Source organism: Enterobacter cloacae complex sp. P1B (genome assembly GCF_014982345.1).
Taxonomy (GTDB): domain Bacteria; phylum Pseudomonadota; class Gammaproteobacteria; order Enterobacterales; family Enterobacteriaceae; genus Enterobacter; species Enterobacter bugandensis.
Genome location: NZ_JADCLF010000007.1, coordinates 134992 through 151354, shown reverse-complemented (window position 1 = coordinate 151354; position 16363 = coordinate 134992). Strand labels below are relative to the sequence as shown.

At 53.4% G+C, this 16363-nt stretch carries 17 protein-coding genes, 1 tRNA gene and 1 pseudogene; 8 read left to right on the top strand and 11 right to left on the bottom strand.

The window, feature by feature from the left end:
- Positions 1 to 24: 24 nt before the first annotated feature.
- Together yicI and INF77_RS07890 are read right to left on the bottom strand one after the other, a co-directional pair.
- Positions 25 to 2343 carry an alpha-xylosidase gene (gene yicI, locus INF77_RS07895; RefSeq protein ID WP_193531956.1) on the bottom strand — a complete coding sequence of 773 codons (2319 nt, stop codon included), beginning with the start codon at positions 2341 to 2343 and terminating at the stop codon, positions 25 to 27.
- A gap of 12 nt (positions 2344 to 2355) precedes the next feature.
- Entirely contained in the window at positions 2356 to 3747 is a 1392-nt protein-coding gene (locus tag INF77_RS07890; RefSeq protein ID WP_063437862.1) for a glycoside-pentoside-hexuronide family transporter, read from the bottom strand.
- A 289-nt stretch (positions 3748 to 4036) separates the two neighbouring features.
- Here INF77_RS07890 and INF77_RS07885 point away from each other — a divergent pair.
- Positions 4037 to 4131, top strand: a tRNA-Sec gene (locus INF77_RS07885).
- A 229-nt stretch (positions 4132 to 4360) separates the two neighbouring features.
- Here INF77_RS07885 and INF77_RS07880 read toward each other — a convergent pair.
- The 3 genes from INF77_RS07880 to INF77_RS07870 all read right to left on the bottom strand — a co-directional run bounded on the left by INF77_RS07880 (position 4361) and on the right by INF77_RS07870 (position 6533).
- Positions 4361 to 5863: an anti-phage dCTP deaminase gene (locus INF77_RS07880; protein ID WP_150145115.1), complete on the bottom strand. Its 1503-nt coding sequence runs from the start codon at positions 5861 to 5863 to the stop codon at positions 4361 to 4363.
- Positions 5864 to 5929: 66 nt separating this feature from the next.
- Positions 5930 to 6109, bottom strand: a complete 180-nt coding sequence (locus tag INF77_RS07875) for a hypothetical protein (RefSeq protein ID WP_127341526.1) — start codon at positions 6107 to 6109, stop codon at positions 5930 to 5932.
- Between the two features lie 241 nt (positions 6110 to 6350).
- Positions 6351 to 6533, bottom strand: coding sequence for a toxin-antitoxin system HicB family antitoxin (locus INF77_RS07870; RefSeq protein ID WP_071965046.1), 183 nt, complete (start codon positions 6531 to 6533; stop codon positions 6351 to 6353).
- A gap of 136 nt (positions 6534 to 6669) precedes the next feature.
- Between INF77_RS07870 and INF77_RS07865 the strand changes: the two genes are divergently transcribed.
- Positions 6670 to 7011, top strand: a complete 342-nt coding sequence (locus tag INF77_RS07865; protein ID WP_150145114.1) for a SymE family type I addiction module toxin — start codon at positions 6670 to 6672, stop codon at positions 7009 to 7011.
- Between the two features lie 58 nt (positions 7012 to 7069).
- On the top strand, positions 7070 to 8098 hold the full coding sequence (locus INF77_RS07860; RefSeq protein ID WP_150145113.1) for a virulence RhuM family protein: 1029 nt from the start codon (positions 7070 to 7072) through the stop codon (positions 8096 to 8098).
- Here INF77_RS07860 and INF77_RS07855 read toward each other — a convergent pair.
- From INF77_RS07855 to INF77_RS07845, 3 genes and pseudogenes are all read right to left on the bottom strand, one after another.
- A complete protein-coding gene (locus tag INF77_RS07855) occupies positions 8088 to 8543 on the bottom strand; it encodes an acetyltransferase (RefSeq protein WP_193531955.1) in 456 nt (151 codons plus the stop codon). The two genes, INF77_RS07860 and INF77_RS07855, sit on opposite strands and share 11 nt — an antisense overlap.
- 31 nt (positions 8544 to 8574) lie before the next feature.
- Positions 8575 to 8688: pseudogene (locus INF77_RS07850) on the bottom strand (class I SAM-dependent methyltransferase); the annotation flags it as partial.
- A gap of 114 nt (positions 8689 to 8802) precedes the next feature.
- The gene (locus INF77_RS07845) at positions 8803 to 9327 is read right to left on the bottom strand and encodes a lipocalin family protein (RefSeq protein ID WP_193531954.1); all 525 of its coding nucleotides are present in this window, start codon (positions 9325 to 9327) and stop codon (positions 8803 to 8805) included.
- Positions 9328 to 9444: 117 nt separating this feature from the next.
- Between INF77_RS07845 and INF77_RS07840 the strand changes: the two genes are divergently transcribed.
- From INF77_RS07840 to INF77_RS07830, 3 genes are all read left to right on the top strand, one after another.
- Entirely contained in the window at positions 9445 to 10170 is a 726-nt protein-coding gene (locus INF77_RS07840) for a MerR family transcriptional regulator (protein WP_028014996.1), read from the top strand.
- 99 nt (positions 10171 to 10269) lie between these two features.
- Positions 10270 to 10680, top strand: a complete 411-nt coding sequence (gene uraH, locus INF77_RS07835; protein ID WP_028014995.1) for a hydroxyisourate hydrolase — start codon at positions 10270 to 10272, stop codon at positions 10678 to 10680.
- A 102-nt stretch (positions 10681 to 10782) separates the two neighbouring features.
- Positions 10783 to 11742, top strand: coding sequence for a DUF523 and DUF1722 domain-containing protein (locus INF77_RS07830; protein ID WP_193531953.1), 960 nt, complete (start codon positions 10783 to 10785; stop codon positions 11740 to 11742).
- A gap of 141 nt (positions 11743 to 11883) precedes the next feature.
- Here the strand turns inward: INF77_RS07830 and INF77_RS07825 are convergent, their stop codons facing one another.
- Genes INF77_RS07825 through INF77_RS07815 form a run of 3 tightly spaced genes read right to left on the bottom strand, consistent with a single transcriptional unit; the run spans position 11884 to position 14186 of the window.
- Entirely contained in the window at positions 11884 to 12300 is a 417-nt protein-coding gene (locus tag INF77_RS07825; protein ID WP_048960253.1) for an SRPBCC family protein, read from the bottom strand.
- 32 nt (positions 12301 to 12332) lie between these two features.
- Positions 12333 to 13130, bottom strand: a complete 798-nt coding sequence (locus INF77_RS07820) for an SDR family NAD(P)-dependent oxidoreductase (protein WP_048960252.1) — start codon at positions 13128 to 13130, stop codon at positions 12333 to 12335.
- Positions 13131 to 13175: 45 nt separating this feature from the next.
- The gene (locus tag INF77_RS07815) at positions 13176 to 14186 is read right to left on the bottom strand and encodes an aldo/keto reductase (protein WP_126345619.1); all 1011 of its coding nucleotides are present in this window, start codon (positions 14184 to 14186) and stop codon (positions 13176 to 13178) included.
- 130 nt (positions 14187 to 14316) lie between these two features.
- Here INF77_RS07815 and INF77_RS07810 point away from each other — a divergent pair, with 130 nt between their 5' ends.
- Both INF77_RS07810 and INF77_RS07805 read left to right on the top strand, forming a co-directional pair.
- Entirely contained in the window at positions 14317 to 15213 is an 897-nt protein-coding gene (locus INF77_RS07810; protein ID WP_044597397.1) for a LysR substrate-binding domain-containing protein, read from the top strand.
- Positions 15206 to 16294, top strand: coding sequence for an AAA family ATPase (locus INF77_RS07805; protein ID WP_028014993.1), 1089 nt, complete (start codon positions 15206 to 15208; stop codon positions 16292 to 16294). Before INF77_RS07810 ends, INF77_RS07805 begins: the two co-directional genes overlap by 8 nt.
- The last annotated feature ends 69 nt before the right edge of the window (positions 16295 to 16363 follow it).

The following is a 16363-nucleotide window of genomic DNA, read 5'->3' as shown; positions in this document are numbered from 1 at the left end:
AAGCGCCACCGGGCATTTTCCACCTCAGAGCTGAACCACCACCTCATCCCCCTCCGCTTTCACCACCACACCCCACTCGCTGCCCGCGTGCGAGCCGCCTTTCACGCCACTCACCTTCTGCACGTTGCGCAAGCACACCGACCAGTTTTTCGCGTCACCCGCGCCGGTAAAGGTCACAATGTCGCCCCGACGTGACGCCTTCAGCGTAAACGCCACGGAACCTTCCGCCGCAGGCACTTCGCTCACCGCCACTGCGCCATCCTCCAGGTTAAACAGCTGGAAGGCCGTCCCCGCGTTCCACGCGTAGTCCGGCTTCTGGTTATTGTTGCCCAGCGCCAGCAGCGTATTGTCGCGCACGTAGACCGGCAGGCTCATAAAATCGTGCTGCTGCTTATGCCAGCGGCTGCCATGGATTTCGTCGTTGTGCCACAGGTGGGTCCAGCGGCCTTCCGGCAGGTAGAACTGCACGTCCCCCGCCTCGGAGAACACCGGCGCCACCATCATGGAATCCCCCAGCATGTACTGACGGTCGAGGTAATCGCACGCCGGATCGTCCGGGAACTCCAGCATCATCGCACGCAGCATCGGCGTGCCGAACTCGCGGGCCAGCGCCGCCTGACGGTACAGGTACGGCATCAGCTGACACTTCAGCTGCGTGAAGTGACGCACCACGTCGCAGGACTCGTCATCGTACGCCCACGGCACGCGGTAGGATTTGCTGCCGTGCAGGCGGCTGTGGCTGGAGAACAGCCCGAACGCGCACCAGCGTTTATAGACGTGCGCCGGAGCGGTGTTTTCGAACCCGCCGATATCGTGGCTCCAGAACCCGAAGCCGGACAGGCCAATCGACAGCCCACCGCGCAGGCTTTCCGCCATCGACTCGTAGTTGGCGTAGCAGTCGCCGCCCCAGTGTACCGGGAACTGTTGCGCCCCGACGGACGCCGAGCGGGCAAACAGCACCGCCTCCTCTTCGCCGACGGTCTCTTTCAGCACGTTCCACACCAGTTCGTTATAAATGTAGGCGTAGTGGTTGTGCATCTTCTGCGGATCGGACCCGTCGAACCACTGCACGTCGGTCGGGATACGCTCGCCGAAGTCGGTCTTGAAGCAGTCAACGCCGATATCCACCAGGCCTTTCAGCTTGTCGGCATACCACCGGCATGCGTCCGGATTGGTGAAGTCGTAAATCGCCAGCCCCGGCTGCCATTTGTCCCACTGCCACAGGGAGCCGTCCGGACGTTTGAGCAGGTAGCCCTTCTCTTTCAGCTCGCGGAAAATCGGGGATTTCTGGCCGATATACGGGTTGATCCACACGCAGACCTTCAGCCCTTTCTCTTTCAGGCGGCGGATCATCCCTTCCGGATCCGGGAAGGTCACCGGGTCCCACTCGAAGTCGCACCACTGGAAGGCCTTCATCCAGAAGCAGTCGAAGTGGAACACGTGCAGAGGCAGGTCGCGCTCGGCCATGCCGTCGATAAAGCTGTTGACCGTCGCTTCGTCGTAGTTGGTGGTGAACGACGTGGTCAGCCACAGGCCGAACGACCACGCCGGCGGCAGCGCCGGACGCCCGGTGAACTGCGTATAGCGGTTCAGCACCTCTTTTGGCGTCGGGCCGTCGATCACGAAATACTCGAGATATTCCCCTTCCACGCTGAACTGTACTTTGGACACCTTCTCGGAGCCGACTTCAAACGAGACGTTTTCCGGGTGATTCACCAGCACGCCGTAGCCGCGGTTGGTCAGGTAGAACGGGATATTTTTGTAGGACTGCTCGGTGCTGGTGCCGCCGTCGCGGTTCCAGGTTTCGACCGTCTGGCCGTTGCGCACCAGCGCGGTAAAGCGCTCGCCCAGGCCGTAGACTGTTTCCCCCACGCCCAGATCCAGACGCTCGAACACGTAATTACGGTCGGTGTTACTGTCCTGCACGTAGCCGTTGTTTTTCAACTGGCTGCCGGTAATGCGCTGGCCGTTGCGCAGGAAATCCAGCGCCCAGAACTCGCCTTTGGTGACGCGCACGCTGACGCTGCCGCTTTTCAGCTCGGCAAATTCGGCGTTGTTTTCCATCTCGACCTTCACGTCTTTCAGAACGTTCAGCGGATAGTGCGGGCCGTTGTTCAGCACACCCTGGAAGTGCTCGATGCGCACCCCGACAATCCCTTCCTGCGGGGAAAACAGACGCACCGTGAACATCAACGTGTCGAGCTGCCAGGTGCGCTCACGCACGTCGCGCGGCGCAACATACACCACCAGGTCATTGCCCTGCTGCTCCACGTCGAACACCTGAACCGGACAGGTCACGTTCAGGCCCGGTTGAATAAGCCAGTTTCCATCACTGATTTTCATGCTTTCGTCCTCTTAGTTCTGCAATTCTTTACTGACCGGCAGGTTTTCAAAATCCTGCTGATTGCGGCGCGCGCCCTGCGCCAGCTCACCCAGGATTTTGGTCAGGAAGGGGGTTTTCAGCGTGTAGTAGCGTTTGGCGATAATGGCGCTCAACACGTAGCAGATCGCCGGCGCCAGCGTAAACAGGCCGATAATGATACTGATGGTCGCGCTGTTCTGGGTTTTGGCCGCCGCGTCGTAGCCGCCGCCTGCCAGCATCCAGCCGATCATCGCCCCGCCCAGCGCCAGGCCGAGCTTCAGCACGAACAGCGTGCCCGCAAAGCTGATGCCGGTCAGGCGTTTGCCGTTGGTCCATTCGCCGTAGTCGACGGTATCGGACATCATCACCCACTGGATTGGCGTCACCAGTTGGTGCAGCACGCCGATAACGAAGATAAAGACGAACATCAGCACGGTGGCGTGCATCGGGACGAAGAACATCGCCACGCTGACCACCGCCAGCGCGGCGTTGGTCCACCAGAAGATGCTGACCTTGCACTTCCAGTCAGTGAGCGGTTTCGCCAGCGCGGAGCCGATCAGGTTGCCGACGCAGTAGGTGGTGAGGAATGCGACGAACACCTCCGGCGATCCCATAATCCAGGTGCAGTAGTACATCATCGCGCCGCCGCGCACGCAGACGGCGAGGATATTGAGGATGGTCAGCACGCCGACGATGCGCCACTGGTCGTTTTGCCAGATATCGCGCAGATCTTCCCGCATGGAGGTGGTGCTCGGCGGCACCTGGATGCGCTCTTTGGTGGTGAAGAAGCAGAACGCCAGCATCAGGAACGCGACCACCGACAGCACGGCGATCCCGCCCTGGAAGCCGAAAGCCTTATCGTCGCCGCCAATCAGCTTCACCAGCGGCATCATCAACACCGTGGAGAGCATGCCACCCGCCGTCGCCAGCACGAAGCGCCAGGACTGAAGGGAGATACGCTGCGTCGGGTCGCTGGTGATTACCCCGCCCAGCGCGCAGTACGGGATATTGACCACGGTATAGAGCAGGGTCAGCAGGGTGTAAGTCACGGCGGCATAAACCATTTTGCCGTTGAGACTGAGGTCCGGCGTGGTGTAGGCCAGCACGCAGACGATGCCGAACGGGATGGCACCGAACAAAATCCACGGACGGAACTTGCCCCAGCGGCTGCGGGTGCGGTCGGCAATCAGCCCCATGCACGGGTCGGAGATTGCATCCAGCGCGCGGGCCAGCAGGAACATGGTGCCGACAAACCCGGCGGGAATGCCGAAAATATCGGTGTAGAAAAACATCATATAAAGCATGACGTTATCAAAAATGATGTGGCTGGCGGCGTCACCCATGCCATAGCCAATCTTCTCTTTTACTGACAATACTTCGCTCATATTTTTTATCCTTCACGCTGTAGGGGGCGCTGAGACCGGTTGCATTGGTTTTAAACCATTGTTTCAACGGCGGGTATTGCGTTTTCTGGTTAGCAGATTACGTTTCTTGTTTTTTGTGATCGCGATAAATGTTGGAGAGCACAAAAGGCTAACCTGAGGATTTTCTTAGGAATTAGCTGAAACAGGGGGGTACAGGTCAAAAGAGAGGTGAAAAAAGTGGTGTGGGGTATGTGGTAAATGCCTGAAAGTAGCTATAATGCGCCCCGCCTCCATGTAGCAATGCAGGCGCGGAAGATCGTCATCTCCGGTGAGGTGGCTGGACTTCAAATCCAGTTGGGGGCGCCAGCGTTCCCGGGCAGGTTCGACTCCTGTGATCTTCCGCCAAAATTTTCTTTTGTTCGTTTTTAAAATTTTTTACCCCCCCCCCCTTGTATTATCTATTCGTTATCTTATATTTTCACTGAAGTAATTTATTTCTCTTTTAGCTGTTCGTATTCTTTCATATTAAGTTTAGAAATAATGGATGTATATCATAAAATTTCACTTAATAAAAAAGGCAACGCGAATGATTCGTGTCACCTTTCTTGATGGTATAACATCTACCATAGTCTAACTAAAGATCGAACTTAGTTCTTAAATTACTGATGACTTTAGATTCATAATCACCATAGCTATCGAGATATTGCGTATCTACATGATAAGATTCTTCGATGCTATAGTTTATTGGTTTACCCTGTTCATCTTTTCTTTTCCTATTATAGGCAAAGAATTTAGCATACCGCTTAGGTGCAACACCTTCGAAGTTTTCAAATAAAACTTTCTCTGGGGATGGAGAATGATCTGGTTGACAGATGGTGTCATCATGCAATTGTAGAGCAAGGCTTTTTTCATAGGGCTCTATATAGACAACTCTCTTGATCCCAGCGGCAACGATATGTCTCGCACATACATGACAAGGATACGTAGTACAATATAAAGTATTCCCTATTGTACCAATGTTTGTATTACGTGCTAAAGAAACAATTGCATCCATTTCGGCATGTACAGCCCTAGAATATTCAATGAGATATTTTGCTTTCGTCTCATTCATTATTTCATCAGCCAAGACATCGGCTTCATTTAAACTATACTTTGAGAGAATATTTTTAATTTCATTTTTTAACAAGGCTTTATGTTTATCATTATGACAACCATTTTTGTTAAAACATCTTTTATCTTTATTACTCTCTGCAGTATATAATCCACCACCAAATGCGGGAACGTCGTTACGACCAGTTGCAATTATATTCCCCTCAGTGTCCATTATAGAAGCGCCAACTTGACGAGATAAACATGCAGAACCTAAAGATGCAGAATATGCGCTATACATTCCTGATTCGTCTTTAGATGGGGTAATATGGCTAACACCATGAATTAAATCTATAAATCTTGAAACTGATTTTTTCATCACATCTGTATCTAAATTCTTGATGAAATAATCAGCTAACTGAAGGGTTTCTTCGACTTGTTGACCGTTCTTGTTTTTTGACTTTCTGTCTCGCTCTATAATTTTGGCTATGCTTTCTGGATTAATTCCCTCATCTTTCAAATTCTGTATTCTTTCAGAAACAGTCCGTAAAAGCCCTACAAGGTAAAAATTATTTTTATATACTTGATTAAAAAGTTCAACTTCTGAAGGATGCTTGATCTGGTCTATAATATAAGCAGTTTTTTTCGTATTTTTTGTAAGTTCAGAAGTATCGCTACCGTATATAGTCTCTCTTTTTTCTTGTATAGATAAAACTGCCAATTCTGCACATATAAAATGGCCGTGTTTACCACGTAATCCATCACCTAAATCCTGGAGAGTATTGTAACGTTCATAGTTATCTAAATGGTGCGTTTTACTCTTGCTATATGTTGCTATTAAGTCACTTATCCTAATATGTTCTACATGGTAGCCATTCTGTTTTAAACATAAAACCATTTGTTCTTTTAATGTTTTTATTCCAGAACCCATTGCTCCACACAATCCTACAATTAGCTCTTGAGAACGGCGGCCTTTTATATCATTAATACTATCCGAGTTATTTTTTTCCCAATGAACAGGTATAATATTTTCTGCTGTATCAGCCATGACATTGCTCCAAAGTAGTTAAAAATCAAGGCGAGGCATATGGAACTGAAATTAATTAGATAGAACTTACCAATTTATTTTTGAAGCTGCTTTGAGTATTTTATTTCTTACAGAAGAGGACGCCTTTTTAATTCGATGTTCAGTGATACTTTCAATATTATTAACATATGACGAACGGCGAGCGACGGAATCATTAGATTCTTTATCGTTTTTATTTTCTTCCGTTATACGCACAATGTTAGTCATTTTCTTTCCTTATACCCCGGAACATAAAAGCTGCACAATTATACAGTTGCAGCATTTTTTTTCAATGCTCACCTTATGCTTTACATCACAAAAAACGTTTGGGCAAGAAAATATGGATATTTTTTTGTAAATATCAATATGTAGTAATTTATCGAACCTTAAACCCTACATATAGATACTTGGCATTGAATTCATATTTTTTAGATTTCATGCAATAAAATAAGAAATTCATTATCAAGGACTACGACAATTTTCTTCGCTCAATTTCCTTCCTACCCAAAGACTTAAGCCAATTGCCTAAGCTCATCCCTTCAGCCTTCGCCGCAGCCTCAAACTGCGCCTTCAACTCCGGCGTAATGCGAATCTGAAAAGTCGGTGCTTTTCCGGATTTTGACTGATTAGGGTCACGTTTGGCTGTTGACATGTACGTACCTACAAGAGCAAGATATCATCACTCAGGTACGTACCTTAACACACGTGTACCTGAGATTGAAACGCCCCCGTCAGGTACTCGCAATACCGGACGAGAGCTAACCTCACCAACTATCAAGGAGTTGATTATGGCTGATTCGCATTCTACCCCAGACACCGACCAATCCGGAACCGAGCGTTCGCTAATTGTGGGATACCGTCCGAATGTTTTCGAAAAATCCACGCCGAAAATCATCCTTTCCGGCAAGTGGCTGCGCACAGCAGGTTTTGATACCGGACAACAGGTCACGGTAAAGGTCATGAAAGGGTGCATCGTTCTGGTGGCGTATAACGAGCAGGAGCAGCGGTTGCAGGACGATTATAAACGGACGAAGGCAAAGCTGATTGAGATAGAGGACGCGCTTGCGGCGATCCAAACTCAGCATCATGGAAAGCGCCTCGCAAAATCAAATACAAACCACCTGGCTTAGCGGCTGTTTCTGGCATACTACGAGCTTACCGGCATCAACCTTATGACGCGGAGGCAGCATGACATATGAAGAATTAATGAATTCACCAGCCGGTGAGTTCGTCATGTTTGCCAGCAAGGATGGAAAAGTTCGCATTGAATGCCGCTTCGAAAGCGATACGTTGTGGCTCTCACAGGCCACGATCTGTGAGTTATACGGCAAAGCCAAAGCTACGATCAGCGGGCATATCAAGAATATTTTTGATGAGGGTGAGCTGGTCGAAAATTCAGTTGTTCGGTTTTACCGAACAACTGCCAGCGATGGTAAAGTATATAACGTTCAATACTTTAGCCTGCCCGTCATTCTTGCCATCGGCTATCGCGTCCGCTCCGCACGAGGTACACAGTTCCGCCAGTGGGCCACCCAAACGCTGCAGGAATATCTGGTTAAAGGCTTCGTTATGGACGACGAGCGTCTGAAAAACCCGCCTGTGGGTTCATCCGCCGTGCCTGACTATTTCGATGAAATGCTGGAACGCATTCGCGACATACGGGCCAGTGAACGCCGGGTCTATCTTCGCGTGAGGGAGATTTTTGCGCTAGCCGCTGACTATCAGCCATCACTCAAAGAAACCACGCAATTCTTCCAGACAATCCAAAATAAACTGCATTTTGCCTGCACGGGTCTTACCGCTGCTGAGTTGATTCACCAACGTGCGGACGCCACTCAACCGCATATGGGGTTGACCAGCTATAAGGGCGAAGAAGTCCGTAAAAGCGATGTCACCACGGCAAAAAATTATCTGTCTCAGGATGAGGTCAGCGAGCTTAATCGCGTCGTTAATATGTGGCTCGATTTTGCCGAAGATCAGGCCAAACGTCGCAAGCAGATATTTTTACGAGACTGGCAAACCAAACTCGATCAGTTCCTGCAATTTAATGACCGGGACGTTTTAGAAGGAGCTGGCAAAATCAGTAAGAAAGCAGCTGATGAGAAGGCGTGCTCAGAATACATTGAGTTTGAAAAAAAGCAGCGCCTGCTGAAAGAAGCCGAAGGTGAGAAAGATATCGTCGGCTTATTAAAATGGGATAAACAGGCTAAGCGCTAATCCCGGTATCTCTGCTCAGCTTCATATGCAACAACGGAAACGGATTCCCCTGCCCGTCCAGTTCCGAGCGTCCGACCTGCTCAAATCCCATATGGCGATAAAACGCGACGCCCTGCGGGTTCTGCTCATTCACGTCCACTTCGTTTACGCCAAACTCGGCGATGGCGTGTTTTAGCAGCAATTTCCCAACGCCCTTCCCTCGGCTCGCGTCATCAACAAAAAGCATTTCAATGCGGTTTTCATCCACGCCCAAAAAGCCGTAAATAACGCCTGCGTCATCGCGAGCAATCACGACCTTGAGGTTAGGCAGATAGGCGTTAAGCAATAACGGGCGCAGCGCCGCAATATCGCTTTCTTGTAAAAAGTGATGGGTGGCGCGAACGGAAGATTCCCAGATCGCAACCAGACGTTCAAAGTGTCTTGGGAGTGCGGTTTCTATTTTCATGGGGAGATCATGATTAGAAAACCGAACTATTTCAATCCACTCTTTGCGATCTGTTCCCCATCACCCCATCCTTCGGTACCACCACGGTGACGTTTTCCATCGGCACGCCTGCCGCAAGGTGAATATCCTGTAGCTGCTGTAACGCTCCCCACCGGAATGGCAGCTCCGCTCGCCCGTTCATGTCGTCTTTCTCCGTTGGGCTTTTAACGGAAGTCTATCCAGGCGAGCCAGTAATGCCCCCTGGAAGAAAGCACGATTTTTACTGCTTCACCCACACCAGCTGGTCAACCCGGAAGCCCAGACTGCGCGCGGTGTTCAGGTAATCCTGCTTCACCGTATCCGGGATGGTCGGCGTGCGTGACAGGATCCACAGATAGTCGCGGTTCGGGCCGCTCACCAGCGCGTACTGGTACTTATCGTCCAGCCTGATCACGTTATACCCGCCGTAGAACGGGCCGAAGAACGATACCTTCAGCGCGGCGGTGGTCGGCTCGCCGGTAAAGTAGGCTTTGCCCTCGCTCTCGTTCCACTTGTTCTTCACCGGATCAAAACCCCGGTTAAGCACGCTGATGCCGCCGTCGCTGCGCTCGCCGTAGGTCGCCGTCACCTGTTCCAGACCGCGTTCAAAGCGGTTTTCCAGACGGGCGACTTCGTACCATTTGCCGAGATAGCGGCTGGCTTCAAAGTTGGTAATAGGCTGCACGCCTTTCGGCGGCGTGGGGGATTTACAGGCGACCAGCGTCAGGGCAATCGCAACACCGGTCACAACAGGCCATAGCTTCATGAGAATTCCTTTCATTTGCACGGTTGGAAGTTAAGTGTAGTGCACCGTTTCGGCGCTTCATCCCGTTCGGGAAAATTCGTAGTATATTGAGAGTATTCCTCCACCCTGGACACGGACATGGCTTACTCCATCGGCGAATTCGCCAGACTCAGCGGCATCACCGCCACCACCCTGCGGGCGTGGCAGCGTCGCTACGGTTTACTCAAGCCACAGCGCACGGAAGGCGGCCACCGCCAGTACAGCGATGAGGACGTCCAGCAGGCGCTAAAAATCCTCGACTGGGTAAAAAAAGGCGTCCCGATCGGCCAGGTCAAACCGCTGCTCGAGCGCCCGACGCCGGGGCGGACCAACAACTGGCAAACGCTGCAGCAGAGCATGCTGCAACGCCTGCAGGACGGCAAAGTCGAGTCCCTGCGCCAGATGATTTACGACGCCGGACGCGAGTACCCAAGGCCGGAACTGGTCGCGAACGTACTGCGTCCGCTGCGCAGCCAGGTCTCGGCTAACGTCGCCGCCGCCATGACCCTGCGCGCGATCCTCGACGGCATCATCATCGCCTACACCTCGTTTTGCCTCGAAGGCGATAAAAAAGCGCCGGGCGACAATATTCTGCTCAGCGGCTGGCACCTGAACGACCCGTGCGAGATCTGGCTCGAAGCCCTAACGCGCACCGGGCAGGGCCACCGCATCGACATCCTGCCGGTTCCCCCTGACGCGCTGGCACCCGAGATTTTCCCGGAGCGGAAATGGCTGCTGGTCACCAGCGGCAAGCTCACCGCCGGGCGTAAAAAGCAGGTGGAGCAGTGGCAGCAGCAGGTATCGCTTGAAGTGATTATCCTCTGATAATTTTCTCCTGCGGGAATCTTCACGAAAAGTTGAATATTTTCCCGCGCCGCAGATGCTAACGTTTTCCTGTGACGAATAACTCAACAGGAAAACACCATGAAAAAAACTGCCCCTCTGCTGATCCTGGCCTCGATGGCCTTTGCCCCTGCCGCCTTTAGCGCCCCTGCCGGCACGCTAAGCGTCCACATTCTTGACCAGCAAACCGGAATGCCGCCATCAGACGTTACCGTTACGCTGGAGAAGCAGCAGCAGGACAAATGGACTCAGGTTGCCAGCGGCAAAACCGACCAGGATGGCCGTATCAAATCGCTCTATCCGCAGGATCAGGACATGCAGCCTGGCGTCTATAAAGTGACCTTCAAAACCGCAGAGTACTTCCACGGCAAAAAGCTGGACACCTTCTTCCCGGAGATCCCGGTGCTGTTTACCGTGACCCGCACCAACGAGAAGCTGCACATCCCACTTCTGCTTAGCCAGTACGGCTACTCGACCTACAAGGGCAGTTAAGACGTATTGATTTTAAAGGATTATAAAAAATAGTTCCGCGAATACTTGGACAAATTAGTCATGTTGTGTAAGTTTTAGTTATATGAACGGGAGGACTACACCATGACAACGAAACCTGTGCTCGGTATTAGCGGATGTTTGACCGGATCCGCCGTTCGCTTTGACGGCGGACATAAGCGCATGGGCTTCATCATGGATGAGCTGGCCCAGTGGGTGAATTTCAGGCCCGTCTGCCCGGAGATGGCCATCGGCCTGCCGACGCCTCGCCCGGCGCTGCGTCTGATCGTCACGACAGACGGAGAAACGCAGATGCGCTTCAGCCACGCGCCTCACGAAGACGTTACGCAGAAAATGGCCGACTTTGCGACAGATTATTTGCCGAAAATCGGCGATCTCGCAGGCTTTGTTGTCTGTGCAAAATCCCCAAGCTGCGGCATGGAACGCGTGCGGCTGTACGATGAAAACGGCAACCGGGGCCGCAAGGAGGGGGTCGGGCTGTTCACCGCCGCCCTCCTTGAAACCTTGCCGTGGCTGCCCGTTGAAGAAGACGGGCGCCTGCATGACCCGGTGCTGCGGGAAAACTTCGTCGAGCGTGTGTTTGCGCTGCACGAACTTAACACGCTGCGTAAAAATGGCCTCACGCGCCGCGCGCTGCTGGACTTCCACAGCCGTTACAAGCTTCAGCTGCTGGCGCACCATCAGGCGGGTTACCGCGAAATCGGCCCGTTCGTTGCCTCGCTGCACGAGTGGGAAGACCTGGACGCTTTCTTCGTAGCGTACCGGGAAAAGCTGATGACCATCCTGAAAAAACCCGCCTCGCGGAAGAATCACACCAACGTGCTGATGCATATTCAGGGCTATTTTCGTAACCAGCTCAACACCCGCCAGCGCGGCGAGCTGCGCGATGTGATCCTGCATTATCGCAACGGACAGTTGCCTATCCTCGCGCCGATCACGCTGCTGAAGCACTACCTGGCCGAATACCCCGACCGGTATCTGATGACGCAAAACTACTTTGATCCCTATCCTGATGATTTGGGTCTGCGTCTGGCAGTCAAGTGATGAAAAAAATGCGAAGGCCCCATTGACCCATAGAGGCCCAAAGCAGTACCCCGTTTAGACGACATCCTCACTGTCGTCTCTTTTTTGCGCTTAACCCATACGATCGGCAAAAAAAAGCGCCGTAAAACGGCGCTCTGAGGATTATGCGACAAAATTCTTTTTCAACGCTTCCAGCCCATCCTGGTAAATCCCGCTGAACAGGGCCTGGGCCTCTGCGTCAGAAACATTTACCGGCGTGAATTCACCGTACCACTCTACGCGTGAGACGTTGCTGTCGGCCGTTTCATGTACCGTAATGGTGGAAAGATAATCCACCACCGGGAAGGGCGCTTTCATAATCGAGTAGCTGTAGCTGCGCTGGCGGTTATCAAACGCTTCCAGACGTTCAATCACGGTGCCACCATCAGCCGTGGTCAGCGAACGTACGCGCCCGCCTTCAGAGGAGACGCTTTCTGGAATGAACGGTAGCCAGTCTGGCAGGGCATCAAAGCCCCCCATCAGTTGCCACACCGTTTCGGCAGATGCCGGAATTTCAATAGATACTGTTGTATTAGCCATGATTATTCTCTCTTAATATCAGTAATGTAGGATTACATTGCGAGGGTGTCGACAACACCGCCATCCACACGCAGGGCAGCACCCGTGGTCGCGGAAGAGAGCGGTGATGCCAGATAAACGGCGAGGTTTGCCACCTCTTCCACATCCGCGGCGCGCTGAATAATCGAGCTGGGGCGCGCGCTGCGGACAAACTCATCGGCCTGTTCACGTGCGTTACGGCCTGATTTTTCGGCAGCCTCGGCCAGCATCGTTTTCAGGCCATCAGTAAATGTCGGACCGGGCAGAATCGCATTCACGGTGACGCCTGTGCCCGCCAGCCGTTTTGCCAGTCCATGCGAAACCGCCAGGTTAGCGGCTTTGGTGACGCCGTAGTTGATCATGTCACCGGGAATGGCCACGCCAGATTCGGACGACACGAAAATAATGCGTCCCCATCCCTGCTCTGCCATGGCTGTCGCATAGTGCCGCGCCAGGCGGACGCCGGACAGAACGTTGACGTTGTAGAAATGCATCCACTCGTCGTCCGGCACGGTGAAGAAGTCTTTGTCGTTAAATATGCCAAGGTTATTTACCAGCACATCGGCGACAGGCACGGCGGCGATCAGTGCGGCAACACCCTGTTCGGTGCTAAGGTCAGCCACCACACCACGCAGCAGCGCGGCTGGATTTTTTGCTTTAATGCTGGCAATCGCTGTGGCCACGCTGGTTTCCTGACGGCCAACCACCACGACGGTGGCTCCCGCTTGTGCCAGCCCGTCGGCAATGCCGAGCCCGATGCCGGACGTAGAGCCGCTCACCACCGCAATTTTGTCGGTAAGATCCAGTTTCATCATATTTCTCATGTAAGTATTGGGGGCCTGACGACCCCGCGGTGATTAACGAACGGGCAGCGGTGCATTCTCAGCAACCAGACCCTGACGGCGCATCTCTTCCCAGAATGCCGCTGGAATGGTGGCTTTTAGCGCAGCCAAATCCTCAGCCATACGGCCAGGGCGGCTGGAGCCAGGGATCACGGCGGCGACGGCCGGATTCGCCAGCGCAAACTGCAGTGCCGCAGCTTTTACATCCACGTTGAACTGCGCGGCAACAGCCTGAATACGTGCCACCTGCTCATGAATAGCCGGAGAGGCTTTTTGATATTCGAAGTGCTCCCCTCCGGCCAGCACGCCTGAGCTGTAGGGACCGCCGATCACGATATCGACATTGTGCTCCAGCGCCTCTGGCATCAGACGCTGTAAGGCGCGTTTATGGTCGAGCAGAGAGTAACGGCCCGCCAGAAGGAAGGCATCGGGCTTAGGCTCATCCAGCGCCAGCGTCAGCTCGCACGGCTCGACGCGGTTTACGCCCAGACCCCATGCTTTAATGACGCCCTCTTCTCGCAGGCGAGTCAGGGCACGGAACGCACCGGTACGCGCCACATTAAACTGTTCCAGCCAGCTGTCACCGTAGAAATCCTGCGCTGGATCGTGGATCCAGACGATATCCAGACGGTCAGTTTTCAGTCGTTTCAGGCTATCCTCAATAGAGCGCAGCGTGGCATCAGCGGAGTAATCATTGAGAATTTTGTTTTTCAGACCGTGTTCAAACAGACCGCCTTTCTCACCAAAATCACGGGTCGCGGGATCTTCCATCTCGTCGAGCATGATGCGGCCTACTTTGGTGCTCAGCACATACTCGTCGCGAGGATACTGAGACAGCGCTTCACCCATGCGCAGTTCGGAAAGGCCAGAGCCATAAAGCGGTGCGGTGTCGAAGTAACGCACGCCCAGTTTCCAGGCGTCGTGTACGGTGGCCAATGCTTCATCCTCAGGAATGTTGCGGAACATGTTGCCCAGCGGTGCGCCGCCCAGGCCGATGTTTGCAGGTAACAGATTTTTGATACTCATAAGATGTCCTCAGTTTTTGGGTTCAGGTCGGGCGATTTCGCTGTCGCCCTGTGACGCTGATCACAATACCTTGCGAGGTTATGACTTGATAGGACATAATTCGTCTAACTTGAGTCCTTTGAGGTCTGACATGATTGATTTACGACAGCTGAAATATTTCGTGGTGGTGGCAGAAGAGGAGCACGTTGGCCGTGCCGCCGAGCGTTTGCATATCTCTCAGTCTCCGCTGAGCCGCCAGATTGCCCAGCTTGAAGAACGCCTCGGTTTGATGCTTTTTGAACGCAACCAGCAGCGCATACGTTTAACCGCCGACGGGCAAACTTTCCTCGCTGAGACCCGCTCCCTGCTGACCCACGCGAACCGTCTGGAGTCTCTCGGAAAGCGCTTAGGCCGCGGTGAGGATGGGGGGTTGTGTATCGGCTATATTGAAAACGCGATGCACTCCGGTGTGCTCTCTACCGCCTTACGCACACTGCGCCAGTCCCGCCCGGACGTTCATATAGCCCTTTACAGCCAACCACCCGCCACGCAGATCGAAGGGTTGCGTCAGCGCAGCCTCGACTTTTCACTGGTCGACACGCCACCTGCGGAAAGCGAGCAAGACCTGGAATATATTCAGGTGCTGGATGACAAAATGCTGCTGGCATTGCCGCAACATCACCCTCTGGCTCAGGAAGAAGTCCTTTTGCCCGCGCAACTGGCGGATCAGGAGTGGATTGCCGTCATTCACAACGATGATGCTCACTCCCGCGACGAGTTTGTTGCCGCCTGCGTGAAGGCTGGATTTAACCCGACCATTCGTCTGGAGGCGGGTGAACCGCTAACGGCACTGGGGCTTGTGGCCGCCGGGCTTGGACTGGCGCTCATCCAGCACAGCCTGCGTCATAACGCACCGGAAGGGGTGATACTGCGCGAACTAACGTGGATGCCTTACTCAACTCAACTGTGGGCGGCGTGGCATAAGGCCAACCAGCGTCCACTGGTCACGCATTTCAGGGAAATTTTGCGTGGGAACAAAAATGATTAACACCCTGCACATTCAAAACTACCGCTCCATCCGCGAGATGTCGCTGGAGCTGGAGCAGCTCAATATCGTCTTCGGGCCGAACGGTACCGGGAAATCCAATATTTATAAGGCGATACACCTGATGCACAGCGCCGCGCAAGGGCAGTTTTCCCAGGCGCTGGCGAACGAGGGCGGCATTCTGAAGGTGTTCTGGGCAGGCAAAACCCGCAGCGACCAGCTGCGGCGGATGAATCTGGCCGTGGAAACAGAGACCTACGAATACGAACTGCAGGTCGGTTTTGTGGAGAAGCTGCCGTATCCCTCACAGTTTCAGCTCGACCCGGTGATCAAAGAGGAGTCCATCTGGCTGAGCGGCCAGCACCGTCGTCCTTCGTCACAGCTGATGAAGCGCAGGAATCAGGCCGTATTTCTGAACAATGTACATCATGAAAAAGTGACCCACAGCGGCACGCTGTACGAGAACGAATCGGTATTCGGGCAGCTCGGCGAACCGCACCTTTACCCGGAAGTGTCGCAGATGCGCGAGTCCCTTCGTAACTGGCGCTTTTATCATGAGTTTTCTGTATCAATCGGCTCGGCGATGCGCGCCCCGCAGGTCGGTTTCCGCTCCCCGGTGCTGGCCAGCGACGGCGCCAACCTGGCTGCGGCGTTTCAGACCATAGTGGAGATTGGCGACGAGCTGCTGCTGATGCGCATTCTCGATCAGGCCTTCCCCGGCTGCGTGTTTTACAGCGACAACAGCGGTGGACGTTTTCGCATGATGATGCAGCGCGAGGGGCTGAGCAGGCCGCTGGAACCGGCGGAGTTCTCCGACGGCACCCTGCGCTTTCTGTGCCTGGCGGTGGCGCTGTTAAGCCCGCGCCCGCCGGCGTTTATCGCGTTAAACGAACCGGAAAACAGCCTGCACCCACAGATGCTGCCCGCCCTGGCGAGCTTAATCGCCGAGGCCAGCCGCTACTCGCAGATCTGGCTCACCAGCCACTCGCCGGAGCTGGCGACGTTGATTGAGAAGCACAGATCGTTTTCCCTGTATCAGCTGTCGATGGCGGAGGGGGAGACGAGGGTGGAGAGGCTGGGGTAGCCTGTAAGAAAAAATCGTCAGGAAGGTCTCGTTTGTAGCGAAGTTATGCCTGGAAAGAATATTTCCCAG

Bases quoted from the DNA above. Each gene is read 5' to 3' on its own strand.
- uraH (WP_028014995.1), top strand. From the start codon at position 10,270: ATGAAAAAAACTGCCCCTCTGCTGATCCTGGCCTCGATGGCCTTTGCC.
- INF77_RS07875 (WP_127341526.1), bottom strand. From the start codon at position 6,109: ATGACTAACATTGTGCGTATAACGGAAGAAAATAAAAACGATAAAGAA.
- INF77_RS07810 (WP_044597397.1), top strand. From the start codon at position 14,317: ATGATTGATTTACGACAGCTGAAATATTTCGTGGTGGTGGCAGAAGAG.
- INF77_RS07855 (WP_193531955.1), bottom strand. From the start codon at position 8,543: ATGAAAATAGAAACCGCACTCCCAAGACACTTTGAACGTCTGGTTGCG.
- INF77_RS07860 (WP_150145113.1), top strand. From the start codon at position 7,070: ATGACATATGAAGAATTAATGAATTCACCAGCCGGTGAGTTCGTCATG.
- INF77_RS07815 (WP_126345619.1), bottom strand. From the start codon at position 14,186: ATGAGTATCAAAAATCTGTTACCTGCAAACATCGGCCTGGGCGGCGCA.
- INF77_RS07830 (WP_193531953.1), top strand. From the start codon at position 10,783: ATGACAACGAAACCTGTGCTCGGTATTAGCGGATGTTTGACCGGATCC.
- INF77_RS07845 (WP_193531954.1), bottom strand. From the start codon at position 9,327: ATGAAGCTATGGCCTGTTGTGACCGGTGTTGCGATTGCCCTGACGCTG.
- yicI (WP_193531956.1), bottom strand. From the start codon at position 2,343: ATGAAAATCAGTGATGGAAACTGGCTTATTCAACCGGGCCTGAACGTG.
- INF77_RS07825 (WP_048960253.1), bottom strand. From the start codon at position 12,300: ATGGCTAATACAACAGTATCTATTGAAATTCCGGCATCTGCCGAAACG.
- INF77_RS07820 (WP_048960252.1), bottom strand. From the start codon at position 13,130: ATGAAACTGGATCTTACCGACAAAATTGCGGTGGTGAGCGGCTCTACG.
- INF77_RS07890 (WP_063437862.1), bottom strand. From the start codon at position 3,747: ATGAGCGAAGTATTGTCAGTAAAAGAGAAGATTGGCTATGGCATGGGT.
- INF77_RS07865 (WP_150145114.1), top strand. From the start codon at position 6,670: ATGGCTGATTCGCATTCTACCCCAGACACCGACCAATCCGGAACCGAG.
- INF77_RS07870 (WP_071965046.1), bottom strand. From the start codon at position 6,533: ATGTCAACAGCCAAACGTGACCCTAATCAGTCAAAATCCGGAAAAGCA.
- INF77_RS07805 (WP_028014993.1), top strand. From the start codon at position 15,206: ATGATTAACACCCTGCACATTCAAAACTACCGCTCCATCCGCGAGATG.
- INF77_RS07840 (WP_028014996.1), top strand. From the start codon at position 9,445: ATGGCTTACTCCATCGGCGAATTCGCCAGACTCAGCGGCATCACCGCC.
- INF77_RS07880 (WP_150145115.1), bottom strand. From the start codon at position 5,863: ATGGCTGATACAGCAGAAAATATTATACCTGTTCATTGGGAAAAAAAT.